The organism is Bacillus sp. 03113 (genome assembly GCF_006546985.1).
Classification (GTDB): Bacteria; Bacillota; Bacilli; order Bacillales; family Cytobacillaceae; genus VATK01.
In genome coordinates, this window is sequence record NZ_VATK01000021.1 from 1 (window position 1) to 22,542 (window position 22,542).

The 22,542-nt window shown below is 34.5% G+C and carries 20 protein-coding genes; 5 read left to right on the top strand and 15 right to left on the bottom strand.

Annotated features, from left to right (window positions below; genetic code table 11):
- On the bottom strand, positions 1–268 hold a 268-nt coding region (locus FDO66_RS17530), incomplete at its 3' end, for a YnfA family protein (RefSeq protein ID WP_395939808.1).
- A gap of 217 nt (positions 269–485) precedes the next feature.
- On the opposite strand from FDO66_RS17530, the gene FDO66_RS17535 reads away from it, so the two are divergent.
- Positions 486–1,073, top strand: a complete 588-nt coding sequence (locus tag FDO66_RS17535; protein WP_141433961.1) for a TetR/AcrR family transcriptional regulator — start codon at positions 486–488, stop codon at positions 1,071–1,073.
- A 153-nt stretch (positions 1,074–1,226) separates the two neighbouring features.
- Here FDO66_RS17535 and FDO66_RS17540 read toward each other — a convergent pair whose 3' ends face one another.
- Positions 1,227–1,718 (bottom strand): GyrI-like domain-containing protein, encoded by a 492-nt coding sequence (locus FDO66_RS17540; protein WP_141433962.1) that lies wholly within the window; start codon positions 1,716–1,718, stop codon positions 1,227–1,229.
- A gap of 199 nt (positions 1,719–1,917) precedes the next feature.
- Here FDO66_RS17540 and FDO66_RS17545 point away from each other — a divergent pair, with 199 nt between their 5' ends.
- Entirely contained in the window at positions 1,918–2,493 is a 576-nt protein-coding gene (locus FDO66_RS17545) for a YpiB family protein (protein WP_141433963.1), read from the top strand.
- Between the two features lie 200 nt (positions 2,494–2,693).
- On the opposite strand, the gene FDO66_RS17550 is transcribed toward FDO66_RS17545, so the two are convergent.
- From FDO66_RS17550 to add, 3 genes are all read right to left on the bottom strand, one after another.
- Positions 2,694–3,524: an undecaprenyl-diphosphate phosphatase gene (locus FDO66_RS17550; protein WP_141433964.1), complete on the bottom strand. Its 831-nt coding sequence runs from the start codon at positions 3,522–3,524 to the stop codon at positions 2,694–2,696.
- Positions 3,525–3,573: 49 nt separating this feature from the next.
- A complete protein-coding gene (locus FDO66_RS17555; protein WP_141433965.1) occupies positions 3,574–4,185 on the bottom strand; it encodes a DedA family protein in 612 nt (203 codons plus the stop codon).
- Between the two features lie 294 nt (positions 4,186–4,479).
- The gene (gene add / locus FDO66_RS17560; RefSeq protein ID WP_141433966.1) at positions 4,480–5,523 is read right to left on the bottom strand and encodes an adenosine deaminase; all 1,044 of its coding nucleotides are present in this window, start codon (positions 5,521–5,523) and stop codon (positions 4,480–4,482) included.
- Positions 5,524–5,706: 183 nt separating this feature from the next.
- Here add and FDO66_RS17565 point away from each other — a divergent pair, with 183 nt between their 5' ends.
- Positions 5,707–6,819, top strand: coding sequence for a metallophosphoesterase (locus tag FDO66_RS17565; RefSeq protein ID WP_141433967.1), 1,113 nt, complete (start codon positions 5,707–5,709; stop codon positions 6,817–6,819).
- Between the two features lie 114 nt (positions 6,820–6,933).
- On the opposite strand, the gene FDO66_RS17570 is transcribed toward FDO66_RS17565, so the two are convergent.
- The 6 genes from FDO66_RS17570 to FDO66_RS17595 form a co-directional block, all read right to left on the bottom strand.
- On the bottom strand, positions 6,934–9,141 hold the full coding sequence (locus FDO66_RS17570) for a glycoside hydrolase family 32 protein (RefSeq protein WP_141433968.1): 2,208 nt from the start codon (positions 9,139–9,141) through the stop codon (positions 6,934–6,936).
- Positions 9,142–9,162: 21 nt separating this feature from the next.
- Entirely contained in the window at positions 9,163–10,005 is an 843-nt protein-coding gene (locus tag FDO66_RS17575) for a carbohydrate ABC transporter permease (protein ID WP_141433969.1), read from the bottom strand.
- Positions 10,006–10,008: 3 nt separating this feature from the next.
- The gene (locus tag FDO66_RS17580) at positions 10,009–10,908 is read right to left on the bottom strand and encodes a carbohydrate ABC transporter permease (RefSeq protein WP_141433970.1); all 900 of its coding nucleotides are present in this window, start codon (positions 10,906–10,908) and stop codon (positions 10,009–10,011) included.
- A gap of 72 nt (positions 10,909–10,980) precedes the next feature.
- Positions 10,981–12,288: an ABC transporter substrate-binding protein gene (locus FDO66_RS17585; protein WP_181444630.1), complete on the bottom strand. Its 1,308-nt coding sequence runs from the start codon at positions 12,286–12,288 to the stop codon at positions 10,981–10,983.
- A 164-nt stretch (positions 12,289–12,452) separates the two neighbouring features.
- Entirely contained in the window at positions 12,453–13,421 is a 969-nt protein-coding gene (locus FDO66_RS17590) for a LacI family DNA-binding transcriptional regulator (protein ID WP_181444631.1), read from the bottom strand.
- Positions 13,422–13,597: 176 nt separating this feature from the next.
- On the bottom strand, positions 13,598–14,398 hold the full coding sequence (locus FDO66_RS17595; RefSeq protein WP_141433973.1) for an HAD family hydrolase: 801 nt from the start codon (positions 14,396–14,398) through the stop codon (positions 13,598–13,600).
- Positions 14,399–14,661: 263 nt separating this feature from the next.
- On the opposite strand from FDO66_RS17595, the gene FDO66_RS17600 reads away from it, so the two are divergent.
- Complete coding sequence (locus FDO66_RS17600) at positions 14,662–15,867, top strand: MFS transporter (RefSeq protein WP_141433974.1); 1,206 nt, start codon at positions 14,662–14,664, stop codon at positions 15,865–15,867.
- Positions 15,868–15,887: 20 nt separating this feature from the next.
- Here the strand turns inward: FDO66_RS17600 and FDO66_RS17605 are convergent, their stop codons facing one another.
- From FDO66_RS17605 to FDO66_RS17615, 3 genes are all read right to left on the bottom strand, one after another.
- Positions 15,888–17,456, bottom strand: a complete 1,569-nt coding sequence (locus FDO66_RS17605) for a hypothetical protein (protein ID WP_181444632.1) — start codon at positions 17,454–17,456, stop codon at positions 15,888–15,890.
- 345 nt (positions 17,457–17,801) lie between these two features.
- A complete protein-coding gene (locus tag FDO66_RS17610; protein ID WP_141433976.1) occupies positions 17,802–18,077 on the bottom strand; it encodes a GNAT family N-acetyltransferase in 276 nt (91 codons plus the stop codon).
- A gap of 45 nt (positions 18,078–18,122) precedes the next feature.
- A complete protein-coding gene (locus FDO66_RS17615) occupies positions 18,123–18,521 on the bottom strand; it encodes a (4Fe-4S)-binding protein (protein ID WP_181444633.1) in 399 nt (132 codons plus the stop codon).
- 243 nt (positions 18,522–18,764) lie between these two features.
- On the opposite strand from FDO66_RS17615, the gene FDO66_RS17620 reads away from it, so the two are divergent.
- Entirely contained in the window at positions 18,765–19,856 is a 1,092-nt protein-coding gene (locus tag FDO66_RS17620; protein WP_141433978.1) for a low temperature requirement protein A, read from the top strand.
- Between the two features lie 237 nt (positions 19,857–20,093).
- On the opposite strand, the gene FDO66_RS17625 is transcribed toward FDO66_RS17620, so the two are convergent.
- On the bottom strand, positions 20,094–22,130 hold the full coding sequence (locus FDO66_RS17625; protein WP_181444634.1) for a transglycosylase domain-containing protein: 2,037 nt from the start codon (positions 22,128–22,130) through the stop codon (positions 20,094–20,096).
- Positions 22,131–22,542: the final 412 nt, after the last annotated feature.

A 22,542-nucleotide genomic window follows, 5' to 3' on the forward strand; every position in this document is an offset into this window, starting at 1 on the left:
TTGTGGCGGTCAGAAAACTTCTTTTGGCATTAGCTTGAACAAAAATCTGTTTTTTCATAGAACTTTTGACACTACCAGCAGCGTAAACTCGACCAAATGAAGGAAACAGTTGAAAAGTCGCAATGACACCGTATATGGCTAATGTTATTCCTCCAATAAGGCCTAAATATGCAGGCTTTCCTTCTCTTAACCACAGCCAGATTAAATAGCCTCCCCCAATTTCAGCAATCCCTGCTAAAAGAAAAATAAAAATAACTGATAACAATATACTTTCTTCCTTTCAAAATATTTAGATTGAATTCCCTTTGTTAATCCCATTCAGCATTCACGATTCTTTGATTATAGATCTCTCCAACCATGGCACGTCATGGATTATTCCTCATCGTAAAAATGAATGCTCTTATTTTAAACCGATCAGTTGTTTAATTCAATATTATCCATTAAACTTATATTATTCATTTCTATAAGTATAGGAGGCGACCAAAATGGCAGTAGGAAGACCACGTGCCTTCGACATAGAAGGTGCATTAGAAAAAGCATTAGAATTGTTTTGGAGAAAAGGATACGAGGGTACATCCCTGTCGGATTTGACAGAAGCAATGAATATTAATCGATCAAGCCTTTATGCTACCTTTGGAAGTAAAGAACAGTTATTCCAAAAGGCGCTTGATCTTTATTTTGAAGGACCACCGAAGGCAACGGCTGCTGCCTTTAAAGAACCTACGGCACGTCAGGTTGTCGAAAAGCTGCTTCATGTAACGGCTGATTCAGTTACGAATCCCGAAACACCACCAGGATGTCTCACTGTCCAAGGTGCTCTTGCTTGCGGAGAAGAGTCGGAGGCGATTAAGCTGGAGCTAACGTCAAGACGCGTTGATTCTGAAAAGGCCTTAACCATTCGTCTCGAAAAAGCAAAACTGGATGGAGACCTTCCTGGAAATTCCAACCCATCCGCTCTTGCCCGCTATATCCTTACTCTTGCCTTTGGCATGTCCATTCAAGCTGCTAATGGTGTAACGCGTGAACAGCTACAGGAGATCATCGAAATTACGATGCAGTCCTGGCCGTCATAGCACAAAGCCTAATGTTTATTTGGGAACTGGAAATGTTTATAAAAACAACTCAGTTCCCTATCATATAACAGTCTAATTCTTGTTGTACAAAATCCTTTCAAGGACTATAGGCCATAATGGCATTTGATTGCGGTATTAAAAGAATAATTAAATTTATTTCTTCCTATCAATTGGAATTAGGATATCAAAATGAGGATCATTTAAATCACGATCAACCGGATATCTTTCGTGTTTTATCGCTAAATCATCGTAATATACCTCATTCCTATCTACATACGGGACGTAGTCGCTTTCCTTCAGCCATTGAAGGATTTTTTTATATGTTTGACCGATGTCTTTTCCCTTCTTGTGATGTGTCTTTAAGTATGTCATCTCTGGTACATGAATTTCTACCATTCCATCGGGAACTTGTTGCATGTCACTAACTTCATAAACTGAATAATGAACAAAGCCATCATTCCTACGATGATAAGATAACCCTAATTGAACCTCTTGGTTAACAGCATGATCTAACTCTCCCACTCTACTACTCATGCGAATAATAAGCTTTTTCAACGTACTTATTTCTGCGTAAGAGCCATCCCACTTTAGTCCGATTCCTCGATAAGCAGGTAATTTCACAATTTCATATTGGAATTCTTCCACTTCCAATCCCCCTTCAAAACATGTAAATTGTAGTTGTTAAAAACAAGTAAATGATGACATCTCCTTAGCTAGGCGCCAATAAATCCATATAATTATTTTAATGCATTTTTTCTTTTTATTGATAAAGATTGATTACCCCCTTATCAATGTCGTTAAATTCTAAATCATGTTAAAATAGAGAAAAAACAGGTGTGTTATTATGAGAAAATGGGTATCAGCAAATGAAAAACGAAGCTTTTTAAAATGGTTTCTTGATAATCATCGCCTTAAAAGGATTGAAGCTCGTAGATTAATTGAATTCCTAAACAATAAAACACATATTCTTGAAAATCTTTCATTTACAGAAAAAATTAATTTAAAAGAAAAAACAATTGTAATCTCAAGTACCAATTCAGATGAGACAGGCTTTGAATATTACTATAATCAAAGAAAAACATTCGATGTCGCTACTGCAATAGGAGATATTACAGCAAATCCAACTTCTAAGATAAATATCATCCTTCATTTTTATGGAAAAATGCGCAATGTACGCTACAATCAATTAATAGAATATACAAATGACGAAATAAAGCCATATGAACTTTATCAAAGACAAGCAAAGGCTGCTGATCAAGTGATTGCAATCCTCATGTTGGAGCAGGAAGTAAATAACATAAAGAAGGATATCGACATGGCTCTTGATCAAAAAAATGAGGAACAATTTCATAAATTAGTGGAAAAATTAAAAGAGCTAGCGAAGGAATTGCAATCAGCAAAAGGGAATTCAAGCATTTAAAAAGAAGACTACCTTACTATTAATCTGATAAGGTAGTCTACTTTTTTATCGAATGATAAACTTTTTTTAGTCCGACTGGTGTCTAGCTCCAGCACCTAGCCCTTGTGAAAGATAACCTCATGCCTCTAAAAGTAAAAAGCATTTTTGAGGCATGAGAACATTTTTCTTCAGGGCTGATCAAGGCGCTTGCGCTTTTCTTATTAGAAAAAGATTATGTAGATAACGGCTGCTAGTACAATTCGATAAATCGCAAATGGCAAGAGTTTAATTCGATCAATCAATTTCAGGAAAAATTTAATCGAAATCAATGCGGAAATGAAAGCAAAAATAAATCCAACGATGAAAAATGGCAGTGCATCCATAGTGAAATATTGCCAATTTTTTAAAATGGATAATAAGCTTGCTCCAAACATAATCGGAACAGCCATTATAAAAGTAAAATCAGCCGCTGTCCGGTGACTCATTCCTGATAACACTCCACCTGATATCGTTGCACCTGATCGAGAAAAACCAGGCCATAAAGAAAAACATTGTACAAGTCCCACTATAAAAGCTTGTGTATATGTTATTTGATCAACAGTCGTAACCCTTGGATGCCTAGGTCCAAATTTGTCAGCAATAATCATCAAGATGGCTCCAAGAACAAGCCCGATTAAAACAGTAGCCGTTGAAAATAAGTTATCGTCGATAAAATCCTCAAAGAGAAGACCAAGAACGGTTGCAGGAATTAGACCTACAATGACCTGTGAAAGCTTTAGTCTGCTTGATCCATGTACAACATCTTTTTTAAGTCTACCTAAACCTAATAGATTAATAAATCGATCTTTAAAAACGATCACTACAGCTAAAATTGAACCTAGTTGAATCACAACCTTAAAAGTATTGGCAACATACTTCCCTAAATCCTGTTCAGATTTCAGCCACATATCGTCGACTATGATTTGATGACCTGTTGATGAAACAGGAGCAAACTCCGTCAAACCTTCTACAATTCCTAAAATGATGGACTTAATAATAAATAATAATTCCATTGGTATAATCTACTCCTTAACTTAAATTTTAATAAGAAACTCTCTTCTTTTACCTTTTTTTTCTTTTACTACGGATGAATAAGATAAGGAAGATAATGATTCCAGCACCTATAATGGCATAAGCAATGTTTGAATAAATATCCATAAAATGAAGGATTGTTCTCCATTTCGTTCCGAGCGCTGCGCCAATTGAAACTAGGATGATATTCCAAATTAATGTGCCAATCGTTGTGAAAAGAAGAAAAAGAGAGAATTTCATATTTGACATCCCTGCAGGAATGGAAATTAAACTTCTGATTAACGGTACCATTCGACAAAAAAGGACCGTCCAATAGCCATATTTATCAAACCATGCATCAGCACGATATATATCTTTTCGAGTTAATCTTAAAATATGTCCCCATCTGTCCACAATTTTTTCTAATCGCTCCACATCTAAAAGCAAGCCAATTCCGTATAAAACAACTGCTCCTCCAACGGATCCTAGCGTTGCAGCTGTGACGACACCGATAACACTCAGGCTGGATGTAGTCGTCATAAAGCCTCCAAATGTTAAAATAATTTCAGATGGAATTGGCGGAAATATATTTTCTAGAGCAATTAATAAAAAGACCCCTATGTATCCGTAGTCCTCCATAATTCCAGTAATCCAATTTTCCATTCATACACTCCTTTTATCATATAAAATTGATTTTTTTACTGTTATTACCTTACCATGTATCCTAGATAAAGGCTATTTAAAATTAAACACCTTAGCTGCCCTTCTTTCATTACTACCCCCGCGATTAATTTTTAGGAAACCACACAATGAATCATCTGTTTTCGAATTCATTTATTAAAGACGGCTGATATGATAAAAAAGTTTCTTTCTCCAATGAATAAATAAAAAAAGGGGATAAATGTACTCAATTGCACATTTTATCCCCTAATAAAACGATATCTTTTGTGAATGCTTCTATGAAATTCCTAATGTTAAGAAATCTTCATGAAATTTCTTTCTTAGCGAATTTTTTTCAGATGAACTTAAAAATGCAGCTTCTATTCCATTTAGTAGAATTTTACTTATTTCTTCTATTGAAAATTGAAATTTATCCATTAAATTTTGTAATTCTTTTGTAATATCTGTGTTAGACACAGTTAAGTTATCAGTGTTCACTGTTATAAGAATGCCATTGTCAAAATAGTCTCGGATTGGATAATCATCCCAATCGATACAAGCTTTTGTTTGTATATTGCTAATCGGACACATCTCTAATGGAATTCGGTTCGCCAAAATAAGCTCTTTCACTTTAGGATCTTCACGTAATCGAACACCATGACCAATTCGCGCAGCATGTAAATGGGTAACAGCTTCATAAATATTTTCAGGCCCACCTGCTTCCCCTGCATGAATGGTTACAGGTACTCCTTTTTTATTAGCAAGCTGAAACACCTCACGAAAAAGATGGGCAGGAAATGCAGCTTCATCTCCAGCTAAATCTACAGCTGCTAACCCTTTTCCATGAAATGATGAGGCGGCTTCGATTACCTCTAGATTTTCTGCAATCGAATGATGTCTTAGGCAACAAGCTATGACATTGGTTTTTACCCCATATTCTTTTTCTCCTCGCTTCAATCCATTTATCACAGCTTCGATGATTTGTTCTAGCGATAGTCCATTATTACGATGCAATTGAGGTCCAAATCGTACCTCAATATATTGAACGTTTTTTTCAAAAGCTTGTTCCACTAATTCATAGGCTACTCTTTCAAGTGCCTTCTCTGTGTGCAAAAGGCTGGAAACTAGATCAAATTTGCTTAAGTATTCCTTTAAGCTCGTGCAAGTGTCTTGAATTTGCAGATAGGATAGCAGCTCGTTTGGATTTTTAGCAGGGAGATTAAGGCCTTCTTGAATCGATAAGTCGAAAACGGTTTCTGGTTTTAAACTACCATCAAGGTGCAAATGAAGATCTACTTTTGGTAATTTTTCTAATATATCACTAGAGTACTGTTCTCTCATATTTATTCCCCTTCCCAAATTTTGTTGTAGATATTTAGAGTATAATATTCCTATTTTATGATAACAAAATGAATCTATCCATATTTGTGTTAAGAATTTTTACAATAAATTAATAACTTAAACATGATTTTTTCTTTAAAAAATAATATGATAAATAAAAAATTTGTATATAAGGAGAAAAATATGAACAAGTTTCGGACACTCTTGAATGTAAGTGGAATGATTACCCTTTATAGTTTACTTGTTTTTTATATTAGTTGGAACGGATGGATTTGGTTAAAGACTGCTTTTTCAATCGAATATCCTCTTTTATACGCCATCCTTATGATCATTATTTCCTATTCTTATTTAATCAGTCAATTTTTGAAATCAATTACAATTTTTAAAGTAATCGGTTCTTTTTGGTTTGCTGTATTCCAGTATTGCTTGCTCCTGTTGCCTATTGCAAACTTATTCGTTTGGTTGGTTGGCTTTACATCTATCCCAAAAGATGCCTTGATCATTTGGGCAGGGTGGTTTGTCTTATTAACGATTGGCTTAATTCTTGGGTTTGGTCTATATAATGCTTATTCACCAACCATTAGAGCATACCAAATTGCAATTCCGAAGAAAGGATCTCACCGAAAATCGTTACGAATTGCTATGGCTTCCGATATGCATTTTGGAGTTCTTTCAGGCAGAAAACATGTACAAAGATTAGTTCATTTAGTAAATCGTCTAGTCCCTGACATCATTCTCCTGCCTGGAGATATTATTGATGACGATCCTCAATCATTTATTAAGCAAAAGATGGGTGATCTGATGAAAAAATTAAAAGCTCCATTAGGTACTTACGGGGTTCTTGGAAATCATGAATACTATGGTGGGGAAATTCCTCAATACTTAAAGGAAATGAACGAGATCGATATTAAAATTCTACTGGATGAGGTTATGACAATAGATAATAGCTTCTTTATTATAGGGCGTAAAGATAAAACGGACAAAAATCGAAAATCTGTTGAAGAATTGGTGGGAAATCTAAATCAGGATCTTCCAGTCATTTTAATGGATCATCAGCCTTCTGAATTAAATCAAGCGATGAACAGTGGAGTTGATGTGATTTTATCTGGGCATACTCACCGCGGCCAAATGGCTCCCAATCATTTAGTAACAAAGAAATTATTTGAGCTTGATTGGGGATATAAAAAGAAAAAACAGCTTCATGCGTTTGTTTCTTCTGGATTTGGCTTTTGGGGTCCTCCTATAAGGATTGGAAGCAGATCTGAAATTTTGCAGATTGATATTACTTTTGTATAATTGCCAGCGCTAAGAAAATGCGGATTTCCAACAGTAATCCAATATTTAAAAGCCCAATTTCTCACTATTAAAATAGAGAAATTGAGCTTTTTTTTACTTCCTATTATCATTTCTTTATTCGCTTCCACTATTTTTCCAAATTGATTTTAGCTTATAAACTTCAATTGATCTGATAATGATTGAATCATCTCCAATAAGAGATATATAATCACTGTTTTTTAAAGAAGGATAAGTCCTACTAGTAATCATTTTTTTGTCATTCAAGTAGCATTCGATTGTAGAATGATCGATATAAATATGTGCGATGAATCCTTTATCAATGTCGAGTGATCCGCCTTGTATATCTCCTGTACGTTCCATACTGCTTTTACTTCGGTCAATCCATACTTGTTTTTGAACTTTATCAAAGATTAGACTTGTTTTTTCCTGGTTCGTCGGATGCTTTTTTAATTCCAAGCCAACTACTTTGTTTGTATCTTCAAATTCCACTATTATTTCAAGCATTTTAGAATGGACTGCTTTAAGTTTTTCATTGATATCAACTAATAACTTATCCTTTTCATTGACCAACGATTCAGCTCTCAAAGCTACTAGATTTTCCAATGGTTTCATTCTTAGCTCATTGTTTTCTAGGTAAAGTTCAATAGGAAGTCCCGCATTATGAGCCCAACCAGCATCATGCTCTTCCTGTTCATTCCGATCGCCTTGAAGGATTGAAAATACAACAGATTTGTTTGTCAGTGGATCTACAAAACCACTTGGCCCGCTAAATTTAAACCTTCCATAATCGATTAGTTGTGCTTCTAGGGAATCAGGGATAAATTTAAAGTTATTTTTATCAAATTCCCCAAGAAAGTAATAGGTATCCACTTGTTCTCTTGGCTCTGAATTGAAATAACTCATAAATAGAAACATATATTTTGTATTTCCTTTATCGTCAGACACTGGTAAAAAAACTGGAAGCTCCCAATTCGTTCCCAATAAAGGGTACTTTTTATTGTCTACCGTAAAAAACTCCCCTTTAAATGTCCAGTTTACACAATCATCGGATAAATATATCCAGGCTGTTGGGCCCTTCCCTTCTATGCCGCCGCCAATAATTAAATACCATCCCTCTTCTTTTTCATCTTTCCAGACAAAAGGATCTCTAAATTGTGAAGGTATTCCTTGTTTATCGGTTTGAGTGATTACCGCATGATTGGACATTTCCCAATCAACTAAGTGTGGATCTTCTACATTTTTCGGACGAGCGATAGCTACGCCTTGATTACGTTTCTTACCAAAATTGGCAAATGTATAAAAGAGATATGGGTAGTCATTTGGTCCAATTGCTGCAGACCCAGACCAGACACCTGATGGAGTTAGGTCGCCCTTTTGTGGAAACAACGCCGTTTTTTCATTTTCCCAAAAAACTAAATCATCGCTTTTCCAATGTCCCCAATGTAAATTTGAGAAATAAGGACCTGATGCATTTTTTTGATAGAATAAGTGGTATTTCCCATTAAAGTAAAAAGGAGCATGAGGTTCATTCATCCAATGCTGCGGCGGGATTGCATGGTATTGCGGACGATGTTCGTCGTCTAAAAGTTTCCCTTCATCAAGGTCTATTTCCTTTAAATCTAGTGACAGCTTATCACGCAAACTAAGAAACTCTTTTTGGATCGTTTCGGTGGACAAAGCTTCATCAAATATTTGGATATAATCAATTAATCCAGAAAACATCCCGCCTTTAAAAATGTCACTTATTTTAAATGGGCTATTATTTAATCCGATAGATAATGGGATTATTGAAGGTTTCCAAGTTGTAATGGATTCACACTTCAATTGAAACTCTGAATTTATATAGAGAGATGCCTCTTTTGTTTCTTGGTTATACGTAACGGTAATGAGTGATTTTTTATAAGGTTTAATTTGTTTTTTACTTCTTAGTAGATAGATTTGATTTCCGTCCCCAATTTCAAATTGAATTTCACCATGTTGATATAGACTCAACGCAAATCCTTTTTTATCGTTTTTATCTAATTGGTCAACGATCGTTGTTGAAACTTCTCCATGACAAGCTTCGAAACATCTAGGTGCAATGAATGCGGATATCGTAAATGATTCGATCAAATCCAATGGTTTATCTATGATAAAGGTAGAATAACCATCAAAATCTAGCGCGTACCCTGATATGGGGGACTTAATCCATCTAAGTGAACAATTTTTTTTATACTTGGCATTATTAAAAATGTATTCGATTTTTAATAGATTGCCGCGTATAAGTTCTTTAGTTTGATTACCGTACCCTTCATCAAAATTAATGTGATAAATTAAACTCATAAGTCACCTCTAAAAAATCTTTTATTTAATTCCAGAAGATGAGTTTTGTGGCGTGATGTATTTTTGTGCGAAAATATAAACCAATAAAATTGGTAATGTTGTTAAAGTTAAGCCTGCCATCACTTGGTTTAAGAATACAGGCTTTGTCTCGTTCATAATATTTACAGCAACTGATAATGGATATTTTGATGTTTCAGTGAAAATCATTAGAGGCCAGACATAATCATTCCAGGATCCGACAAACACTAATATTCCAATCGTCAGGAAAATGGGTTTAGAGATCGGTACAACAATTTTAGTGAATATTTTCCATTCCGACGCGCCGTCGATGTATGCTGATTCTCTTAATTCTTTTGGGATTTTTTTAAAAAATACCATAAATAAATAGATGTAAAATGCACTTCCTATATGGGGTAATGCCAGCCCCCAAACTGTATTCGTTAGATTCAATTCATTGATGATAATGAATATTTGGATTAGAACAGATTGAAAAGGAAAAATAATTAAAATAAGTAAACCTCCTGTAATATACTTTTTAAATGGTATATCAAATGTTGCTAAAACATAGCCCGCTAACGAATTAACTAATAAACTCCCTGTAACTATCACAAAACTATAAAAAACACTATTAAAAAAATGAAGAGAAAAATTAAATCTACTAAAAATTTCTTTATAAGGTTCAAACCAAATATTTATATTATTTAAATTTGGGATAAAACTTTTAAAAGTACCGATTTCTTTAGAAATTTCTGCGACTGTTTTTGTGCTGCCAACAAACATCCAAACAGTTGGGAATAAGAAGAGGATAGCAAATATGATTAACACAAGAATTTTTAGAGCATTACTCACATAGGATTTTTTCAATTTTTAATCCTCCTTAAATAACTTTCTTTGAACCAATGCAATGATGATTAATATAAGTGCAAATATAACTGTAATAGCACTTGAGTAGCCTATTTGACGATATCTGGTTCCTTGTTCAAACATGTATAATAGGATACTAGCTGTGCTGCCATTTGGTCCTCCATTTGTTAATACTAACGGTTCAATAATGATTTTAAATGTCCCTGTTGTCACAACGATTAGTACAAAAACAAGCTGCCCCTTTATGCTAGGAAGTGTAATATATTTAAATTTTTTCCAGGCATTCGCACCTTCTATATCTGCTGCTTCGTACAGTTCCGATGGAATATCCTGTAGTGCAGCCATTAATATTAACATTTGGAAGCTTATTCCTTGCCAAAGAATAATAAAGGAGATTGTCGGAAGAGCTAGATCAGGCTCGGTAAAAAACCCTTGCTTGGAAAAACCAAAATTAGACAAGAAGACATTGATAATTCCTACATTTGGATCTAAAATGTTTTTCCATAGTAAAGAAACAACGATAATGGATAAAATATACGGTGAAAAGAATACCGTTCTAAAAAAGGTATTCACTTTTGATTTTTTTGCAATTAAGATAGCTAAGAACAATGATATTGCGACTTGAAATGGGACGATATAAATAACATATTTAGAAGAGTTAAAAAAAGCGAATCGTGCAAATTTGTCTTCTGCAATTTGAAAGTAATTATCAAATCCAATAAATGAGATATCATTTGGTTTCAGTAGGTAATAGTCTGTAAATGAATAAACAACTGCAAGAATTAATGGGTAGATAACAAACACTGCGATTAAAGTAAATGCAGGAAGTAAAAATAAAAACTTACTGCTAAAAAAGAATGTTCGTACTCCGGATTTATTTAAGTTTTTTCTATCTTTTTCCATATAAATACCCCTTAATAATATAGTAAGTATACGACGAATCGTATACTTACTATTATTCTAGAAAATTTAACCCTATTTAAATCTTGAAGCCTCACGTTCAGCTTTATTAACTGCCTCCTGAACTAAATTCTCGACAGAATCACTATCTAAAGCTATTCCTTCTATAACATCCCCCAATACATCTTCAAGGACTGGAAAAATAGGTGATGTAGGTTTAAGATGTGCAGTCTCTACTAATTGATCCAGCATTAATTTTCTAGGATACTCACTATATAGTTTAGAGGTAGCTAACAAATCTTTATGGCCAGGAATGAGCCCAGCAGCTTCCTCCATTGCTTTGGCGCTATCTTTATTTGTTAAATGAGCAACTAGCTCCGCTGTAAGTTCTGGATATTTTGTGCTGTTCGTCCCAGCCACATACCAACTGCCATGTGGTGCTGAGTTATGCCCCTTTTTCCCATATGGATAAGGCATTAATGACCAATTCAAATCTGGATACTCTTTTGTTAATTCATCAATCTTCCAAGCTCCTTCAAAACTAATGGCTGCTTTTCCTGTAGCAAATGCATTCTCCCTAGCTGTTGGCGAAACAATTCCTTCTCTAAATAGAGTGTTGATAAAATTTAGAGCTTCAATTGTATTTTTACTGTTAAAATACCCATCTACGTCTAAGCCATTTTTCCCAACTAATTGCGCATCATTGGAAAAAATGATTGGAGAGTGTGCATACATTTGCCATCCATTATTGTCAGGGAACATATGCACTGGTTCTTGCCCCATGTACCCTTTAAGAATTTTCGTATTTTTCAAGAATTCATCATAGCTCCAAGCTAAATCTAATGTCCAATTTCCATTTTCATCTGCGGGAATTTCTATCCCTGCAGCTTTAAATAAATCTACATTGTAGAATACAGGTGATGATAAATCAAAGGATTGCAAGGCATATAAATGATCTCCAACACTACCAGCCATTACGATGGTGTCTAAATAAGAATCAATTACATCTTTTCCTAAATACTTGTCTAAAGGCAACAGAATATCTGAATCAACATAAGATGCTGTGTGAACGCTTTCAAGAGTGATTACATCAGGTAAATCTCCAGTAGTAATGGCAGCGTTAAGTCTGTCATTATAACCACTTCCCTCACCAGTTTTTACGATGTGTTCAACGGTTACCTTTACATTTTCATGTTGTTTTTCAAATTCTTTAGCTCTTAAATCATAATTTTTACCCTCTGGATCCTCTTTCGGAACATGTACCCATACTGTTAATTCTTTTCGTCCATCAGATGAATCTGCACTATTATTTGCAGAATTTGTACAAGCAGTTAAACCAAAAATAAGGGCTGTAATGATAAAAACTCTAATTAATTTTTTCAACTGTTTTCCCCCTCCCAAATTAATGGAAGCGTTTCCACAAAAGGTTAATAATTAAAGGGCTAAGCCCCAAATTTAAATATGGAAATGTTTCCATTTATACTTTCAGTATAGTAAATACACCCATTGTTGTCAATCAGCTTTTCATTCCTTTTCTTCTTTTGTCATTATAATGTTGTATCACCCTTACAAAACACTACAGGATGAACAACAGGTTCAACAGGAATCCCATTTATTCTCTTAATGACTAAATCAACTAAACTTCTCCCCATTCGTTCAATTGGCTGCCTAATAGATGATAACTTTGGTCTTAATGCAGAATAGGTCTTAATCCCATCATACCCAATAATGGAAAGCTCATCAGGTATATTTATATTCTGTTCAATGGCAAGCTGTACTAGTTTCAGTGCCATGATATCATTCTCTACAAATACCCCATCTACATCTTTATAATTTTTAAAAAAATTCGTTAAAAATGTAGTTTCATCCTTAATAGGATCCTCTTCAATATAAAGAGTGCATTTTATCCCACCCTCTTTTGCCGCATCTTCAAATCCTTTTCTTCTTTTTTCTACTTCCGTTACTACTGCTTTCGAAAAAGTTCCAATATAAGCAACATTCGTACAGCCAGTATCTTTCAGCACTTGATAGGCTAGTTGCCCTCCATAATAATTATCACTTGAAACATAAGGTATATTTTCTCCAATATGACGGTCCACTAAAACAATAGGCATGGAATGATTGATTTCATTTTCAATTGAATTATAGGAGATTCCAATTATACCTGATACTTTGTTTTGTTTGAGCATGCTTATATATTTCAGTTCTTTTTCAATATGTCCGCTAGAGTTGCAAAGCATCATATTGTATCCATTTTTATCAAGCTCATCTTCAATATAATAAGCAAGCTCTGAGAAAAACGCGTGATGTATCGATGGTAAAAATAATGCTACGATCTTACTATCTTGTGTCACAAATGCTCTTGCTGTTTCATTTGGAACGTATCCTAATTGTTTTATCGCTTCAAGTACTTTATTTTTCGTTTCTTCACTAACATACCCAGATTTATTGATAACCCGAGAAGCTGTTCCTATCCCTACTCCTGCCAACTTTGCGACATCTTTTATGGTTGCCATGCTATCACCCCCTTTTGTAAAGCATATCATATGTGGAAACGTTTCTCTATTTTAATTTCTAAAGTGTTCATTCGTATAAAAAAGTTTGCAAAAAGTATGACACTTTCTTATAATCCTTAACTAATTCAAAGAGCCAAGCATTTATAAACAAAATGCTTGGCTCTTTGAATATCTTCTTAGACCAACTTCAAAATGTGTTTTATTGCGTGGGCTACACCGTCTTCGTCATTACTCTTTGTTGTATTTGTAGCCTTCTGTTTGATTTCATCCGGAGCATTTTCCATTGCAAACGATACAGTAGATACTTCAAATTGTGAAACATCATTTCCCCCATCTCCAAATGAATAAATTTCATCAAAAGAAACCTGTTTGATTTCCTCATAACGTCTAATGGCTTTCCCTTTTTGCGCTTCAACAGATGTAATTTCAAGATTATTTGGAAACGAAGAAGAAAATGAAATCGATTCTTCATTTTTTACACTTTCTCGAACCAATTGAATGGTGTCTTTCTGTTCATTTGGAACCCAAGCTATGAGTTTATAAATCTTTATATTTTCAATATGAGGAATGTGAACATAATCTGTTCGGTCAAACATTTCTTGAATCTCCTCATTCGTTTTCCCCCTTAAATTAGGCAATGTGGCTGGAAATCCGCCTTGATTTGTATAAACAAGAATCCCAACATTTAAATGTTGCAGGGTTTTAATAAGTCTATTATATAAAGCGAATGATAAATTTGTTTCATACAGTAATTCACCTGTCGGGGCATACATCATCGAACCATTTAGACAAAAAATTGGGCAGTTTAAATCTTGTACCTCAGGGATTTTGACGACATCCTTATACGCTCTTCCTGTGTTTAAAATAACTTCAATCCCTTTTTCTTTAAGCTGACTGATTACTACTTCATTTTCCTTTGAAATTTGATGCTTCGTATCAAGTAACGTTCCATCTAAATCGATTGATACACATTTCATTGTCATCTCTCCCTATGTAATGGTTATCTTTCTTAAAATATTCATAATTTTATAGACTTTTCGTAAGATCATACTGTTCGTATTGTATCAAGATGATTAGTGGAATACAATCTGTTGTTTTTCATTTCCAATGAAATTTCAGACTTTGATCTAAATAATTGTAGAATACGTTTTCAATATTATAAGATGTTGACTACTATTTCTTAGGAAAGAGTATGAATTTATATATCTGAAATAGAAAGGAGAATTCCAAATTTTATCCTATGAATACTAAAAATGAAAAAGCATCTAAATTCCCTATTGCGATATGGGCCTTAACACTTGGGGCTTTTGCGATTGGAATGACTGAATTCGTTATCATGGGGCTTTTACCGAATGTGGCTGAGGATTTGAGTGTGACCATTCCTCAAGCTGGTCAACTGATTACGGGTTATGCACTTGGAGTAGCAGTAGGTGCACCTATTCTTACAACCATGACCTTTAAAATGCCACGAAAAATGCTTCTTTGCATCCTAATGGCTATCTTTATTGCTGGGAATGCTCTTGCTGCTCTTTCTTCAAGCTATTCAATATTAATGTTCGCACGAATTGTCGCTTCCTTTGCACACGGTACGTTCTTTGGTGTAGGATCGATTATTGCAGCTAGCCTTGTTCGTGCCGATAAACAAGCAAGTGCAGTGGCTGTTATGTTTACTGGACTTACGATTGCCAATATTCTAGGTGTTCCATTTGGAACTTTTATTGGACAGCAGTTTGGATGGAGAACGACCTTTTGGGTTATTACGGTCCTTGGAATTATATCCTTTTTCTTTATTATGCTTTTAGTTCCTAGTGTTCAGACAACTGTTCAATCCAGTTTACGAAAAGAGTTTCAAGTATTCCGGAAACCGCAGGTATTAATTGCTTTATTAATGACAATATTCGGTTTCGGTGGGGTTTTCACCGCGTTCACGTATATTGCGCCTATTTTAGAAGAGATCACCGGCTTTTCAGAGCATAGTGTCTCCCTTATCTTAATTTTATTCGGAGTTGGCGTTACAATAGGGAATATTGTAGGTGGAAGATTAGCAGATTGGCGTCTAATGCCGTCTTTAATTGTTAACCTCGCGATCCTTGCTGTCATTGTGGCAGCATTCACATTAACAGATCAAGTGAAGCCTTTAGCCATTATCACGATTTTTCTATGGGGGATCGCAGCTTTTGGAATCGTTCCAGGTCTGCAGGTTCGAATAATGAATGTCGCAAAAGATGCTCCGACTCTAGCATCAACCTCGAATCAATCTGCTTTTAATATTGGAAATGCCGGAGGAGCTTTCCTAGGCGGAGTAACGATTAATGGATTGGGTCTTTTCTATGTTCCATTAATCGCTGCATTCGTCACCATCATTGGATTGGCGATTACGATGTGGAGCTTCAGCCTTGATCGACAAACAAAAGTGGCAGAACAGAAAAAAATCTCGATTGGATAACCAATCGAGATTTTTTTCTTCTAGAAACCACTCATTTCAAACTGTTCCACTGTCGAGACTATTTCATTTGTGTCTATATAATTAACCGTTACATTCGCTCCACTTTCGATAAAGATAGCGTAAGGAAAATCAGCTGACGAGACTTGGAAAATTTTCTTGTTTCCTTTAATCATAAATTTAACTACTGTATTATTATCCTGCTCAGCTTTATACACATGTTCCACTGTTCCTTCTATCGTTTTTAGATTAGCTAAATCAGTAGGAACCGTTTTATCACCCTTTAATTGAGTTGCGATTGCATATTGATAGTTTGTAAATAATTTATTTTTTTGTGCATTCGCGCTAAATACTTTTTCATCTTTTGCATTTACAAGCATGATTTCTCTTAGTACATCATTTGAATCCATAAGAGGAACGACCCACGTAAATTGCCCGTAAATCATATAGAGCAAAGGTGTTCCTGCTTCATACTTGTTGGCTCGATACGTTTTTTCAGCTACGTTCATGGCTGCTTTTCCATTTAAAGAACCATTTGCGCCTGTAAAAAAGGTCATATCTCCTGTTCTAGCATTCATTAAGGAATAGCCAACCATCGAGCCGCTGCCTGATTTCGGTCGAGTAAAATCAGTAAACCAATTCATATTTAAATCTTTATTAAATATGCCATTAACTTCATCGATTCCATCCCATTCTGTCGGCAGTTTTATATCTTCTTTAGAGAATATCGTATTCCAATAACCGTGAACGTACTTCCCATACCATTCATTCCAATCTTCTGCAACATTAGTTGGAATAACGTGATCAACGAATGCAGGTATTTGATTCATTTTAAAGTCTTCTATTTTACCATTTTCAGGATTTATTAAATAAATCCCTTTAATATCAATGATTTGCCTAAATTTATTATAGTAACCATATGGAACGACATAATATGGTTCCCCTTGGTCGTTTGGTTCAAAGCTTGCTTCTAAAAGTATGGCATTCTTATGTTCTTTTCGAACATGTCTTTTTAAATCCTCATGGAAAAAGGCTGAAGGTACATATTTCATCTTCGTTTTCACTAATTGAGCGTCTTCATTTTCATCCTCTGCGCTCATTTTTATGTATCCTGGTACAGAATCGGCTCTTTTCCATTTAAAAAACCCAGTATATTCAATCGGTGTTACCCAATACAAATGATTATCAATTTTTTGAATGGTAGAATCTCCAAGATCGTAATACGAAGATTGAGCTAATTCTCCTAGTTTCTTTTCGCTTCGGTATCTAGCATATTTTTCTGGAACAATTGCAATATGCTGTTCGTCCATCGAGACAGCCTCTTTTTCTTCAACCTTTACTTTCTTCTCGACAAACTCATACTTATCATCCACGATGGTATATGGATAAATAAAGGTAAAGTAAAGATTCGCTAAAAGCATTAGAACACCTATAAAACTGGTAATGTAAAAATACCTTCCTCTTCTGTATACAAGATCAGCTAAGAAGAAAATCGATAGATTAAAAAGTGCATAACTAATAAATGCTTCAAGAGAATGGTCAACTAATCCCAAATACGAATAAAAGAAAATAAGAATAAATCCAATTATCACACGAACGATCTGACTATAATAAAACCACCTCTCCTTTCGATAAGCCCTCCATATGAAAGGATTAAGAGTCAAGGCTAAAAAAGCCAATAAATAAATCAAATAATTCCCCTACTTTCTAGTTTGAAGTTCTTTCCTTAATGTTTACGAATCATTTTCCATTTTGTTTCATTTTTTTAAAGTTTTATAGGAGATTATTTTCGTAGAATATTAGTTTGCATAATATTATTATTGAATCTAATATATTAGGTTTGTCTATTGTTCCATTCATTAAAACACATTTGGGGTTCTGCCGAAAAACTATTCAGAGTTTTATCGGTAGGGTTTCATTAGAAATACCCAATCTCATCATTTCGCTAAAATGTCATGATATTCTTTATTTCGTTCAATTTGGGTCTTCGCAAAAGGACATAATGGGATAATCTTTTTCCCTTCTTCCCGAGCAAACTCTACTATTCTTTTAACCAATGCTTCTCCAATGCCTTGACCTCTAAGACTGTCTGAAACAAATGTATGATCCACGATAATTTTTTCTTTTCCAGTTGGAACATAATGTATTTCTGCTTCCTTGTTATTCTGTTCTCCTACATAAAAAGTGTTGGCATCTTTTTTAATATCGATCATTTTAATTGTTCCCTCCCAATTAAAAAATGTGCTTTACGGTAACTCTCAATTATGGCTATTGTCGCAAAATGGTTTGTTATTAGAAAGTCCACACCCACATAAGGCAGCCCGTGTGCATTGAATGATTTCTTCCGTTTTCTTAATGGCCAAGTTTCCTTTTAGATAAATAATTCCATTAGAATCAACCTCAACAGTTGTCTTATCATTTGGCTCTTCTAGTTCGCTGCTATCTTTTCTTATATATTCCAATGCACCACTTGGACATTGTTCGATCACTTTTGCAATTTTATCAGCTCCTTCTCCATCTGCATTAACCCATGGCCGCTTCTTTACATCAAAAACCTCTGGTAACTCTTTTACACATCTTGCCGCATGAACACATCTTTCAGTATGAAAAATGACATCGATATTTTGTCCTGTATAACGTTTGGATTTATTATTCATAAAAATCTCACTCCTAAAATTAAGTTTCATAGACAGGCGTTCCTTTAAAAAGCTCTTTATCGAAGAAATAAGGTCTTCCGCTTCATACAAACATTTCTCTGAGCTAATATAGTTTCATTATACAAATTTTTTCATAACATACACCAAAAATAAGGTCAAAGGTTTTGGCCATGCAATTCCTGCTTGTTTGTATTTACCTTTCATGATACTATTCCTTATCAGGGATGGGAAGGAGTGCTATAAATGGAAGAAAAAAAAGTTACGTGGTTGGAACTTTTTTATGACTTGTTATTTGTTGCAGCTGTTGCAACTGCTACTCATGCTTTACTTCATGTTGAAAAAGGGCATATTCATCCAGAATATTTATTTAAGTTTGCTCTAATGTTTATCCCGATATGGTGGTCTTGGACTGGACAAACATTATTTATTAATCGGTTTGGACAAGATTTTTTGCATCAGCGCATCTTTATGATTCTTCAAATGTTATTTGTCCTTATTATGATATCCAGCTTATCGGTTGATTTTGATCAATACTATCTCCCCTTCCTTATTGGCTATATTGGGCTAAGGGCACTAACAGCAATCCAATATCTTGTTGTTCAGAATATAGAAGAAGGGAATCGAAAAAAGGTTGCTCGGTTTTTAGGAACACGTTTTTGGATTGGGATCATCATCTCATTTCTATCTATTTTTTTTGATTCATGGATTCGATACGCCGTGTTATATGCAGGAATTATTGTCGATGTAATTGTGCCTGTTTTAGGACGCAAATATTTGCTGAAAGCCCCGACCAATACGGCTCATTTATTAGAACGTTATGGTTTATTGACCATAATCCTTTTTGGAGAATCGGTCGTTAGTACCCTGTTTGTACTACAGCCGCAAGAAGGTAATTGGAATTCGATTGCTTTTTCGATCATTTCATTTATCCTTATTATATCGATGTGGTGGCAGTATTTTGATAATGTAGAAAAGAAGCTAAACAAGTCGATTCAGAGCACAGGACAAACGATTGTTTACGGACATCTATTTATTCTAATGTCTTTGAGCATGATCGCAGCATCTATTAAACTAATGTTTTTACATGAGGTCCATTATTCATTTATCTTATATTTTGTATTTAGTTCTGTATTGCTTTATTTCATTGCAACTACCATTGTTTTTCATCAATACAGGTATGAACAACACCGTTTGAAAATTTATCATTTAGGGTTGTTTTTAGGGATTTTAGCAGCTTTTTTTATAATAGATATGATCATAATAGTTCCAAACATTGTCATAGTGGGGGAATTAACCCTATTTTTTATCATCTATGCTAAATTAACCACTACGTGAATGAATAGAAATGAAAATATCATTCTTTCATTGGTAGATCCCACTATCAACAAATTTCAACTTTCTTTTGCAACCTATAAAGTTACGTTAATACGATTCTGTTATAAGAAAAGACAATTCCTTTTAACGCTAAGGAATTGTCTTTTTAGGTAAAGTTTATAGTAATAGGATAAAATGTTTAATCAAAAGGACGGAGTTATTACATATGGAACGTTTATTTTTAATCAAATGATTTAATTAATCATCCTCATCATCATTTTTGAACTTTTTCCCTCGTTCTTCATCTTCTTTTCTGTCCTTCACTTCCTCTCTATTATTTTTTTCATCTTCTTTGGTTTCTTTATCTTCTCTTTTGTTTTTTTCTTCTATGTTATCTTTATTTTCTTTTTTCTTTTTTTCTTCATCTCGTTTTATCTTTTGAAGCTCTTCCTTATATTTTTTCTCTACCAATGATAAGTCAAACTTTTTTTGAGACAGCTCCGAAGTAGACTTAGATAATATTTCTTTAAAAATTAATGTAGTGGTTCCACTACTTGATGATTGTAGATAGTGGCTTTCGTTCGTTTTATCATATCCTAACCATATAGCTCCTACTAGTTCAGGGGTATATCCGACAAACCAATGATCCTTTGCACCATCTGCATTTCCAAATGGAAGCTCAGTCGTACCAGTTTTCCCAGCTACATCGAAGTCATCAAGATGAGCCTTTACGCCTGTCCCTTCGTTTACGACTCCTTTTAGCATATACGTCATTTTCTGAGTAATTTCTGGGTCAGTAACACGAGTAGCATTTTTCTGCCATTTTCCAAGTATTTCTCCATTCGCATCCTCTATTCTTTGAATAGAGTGTGACTCTACCATTAATCCATTATTGGGGAATGTGGAGTATGCTTGTGCCATTAATAATGGGGATGTTCCTTCAGACATTCCGCCAAGAGCGATCCCAAGTGAATGATCTTCTTCTTGTAAAGGGATACCAAAACGCTCCACTGCATTCGTACCATATTTCAACCCCATTTTATTTAATAACCAAACTGGCGGGACATTGTAAGAGTGAACTAAAGCATCGTACATCGTAACCTGTCCTCGAAATTGTTTATCATAATTATAAGGCTGATATCCGTCAATATTAAGTGGTCTATCTTCTAGTCGATCAAATACATCGTATCCTCTTTCTAAGGCAGGAGTGTATACTGCTAAAGGCTTCATTGTAGAACCAGGCTGTCGTTTTAATTGTGTGGCCCGGTTAAATCCTAAAAATGTATGTTCCCCTCTTCCACCTACTAGTGCATTTATTCCTCCAGTTTTAGGATTAATAAAAATGGCTCCACTTTGGATCAACTGATCCGATTGACTTTTTGGAAAAAGCTTGTCATTCTGGTATACCTCTTCAACTGAATTCTGTATGGTAGGATTTAATTCTGTAAAAATATGAAGCCCACCAGAAAGTATTTCGTTTTTTGAAAGCTGATATTTCTCCATCGCTTCATTTATAATATGATCTACATAATAAGGGAATTTCCCTTTGTAATCGTCTTCTATCTTCTTTCCCTTTAATACGATAAGCTGATTCTTTGCTTTTTCTACTTCGCTTTCGCTAATGTATCCTTCTTTTTTCATTAACGATAATACGATATCTCGTCGCTCAACAGCCTTGTCCATATTCTTAAAAGGCGAGAGAATCGAAGGAGCTTTAATTAACCCAGCTAGCATAGCTGACTCACTTAATGTTAATTGACTTACATCTTTACTGAAATAAATATTTGCAGCACGCTGAATACCCCAAGCCCCTTCACCAAAATAGATCTGGTTTAAGTATTTCTCCATAATTTCATCTTTTGAGTAAGTACGCTCAATTTTTTTTGTAAGAATCAACTCTTTTATCTTTCGTGTATAGGAACGTTCCTGTGTCAGAAAAGCATTTTTAGCCAACTGCTGTGTAACCGTGCTACCGCCTGCTACGATTTCACCACTAATAGTGTTTTGGAAAAATGCTCGTATAATAGCGATATAATTCACTCCACTGTGCTTATAAAAACGTTGATCTTCTGTTGCAATAACAGCGTATATTACGTCTTTTGGAATTTTCTTTATATGAACCCCTTCAATATTTGAAACAGAAATTTTACTTGCAATATCTCCATTTTGATCATAGATGTAAGTTGGTTGAGGGTCTGGCTTTTCTAATTTACTTACATCGCTTTTCCAAATAAAGATATTAAAAAGGAGGAAACAAAATAAGGCAGCTAGTATACCTGCCCAAAATAATTTCATTATTATACTTTTAGAAGTAAAACTACTAAATATCTTATTAGACGATTTTCGATGCTGTCTTCTTTCCATTCTGCCCACGTCTAGTACCACCTTTATACTTATATATTAAATAATCGTTTTACATATTGCTTAATTGTTAAACAGGAACTATTTTAAGTCAATAAGAAATAAGTAGCACTTTACCGGGCCATTTCTCGAATCGCTGCCATCTCCCTTACTAACTAATTCCTCTATTACTTGCCTTTAAACTAAGGTTTGGATTTCTCTCAAAATGAAAAAACGTTATTCTTTCAGAAAAATAGTTAAAAAGGATGACGTTTTTTATGCCTCTCAAACTCCTGGAAAATTTCCAGCTATTTACCTTTAAACTGGGGAAATATTTACTAATTGGGTGAATCATTTTTCTACCTTA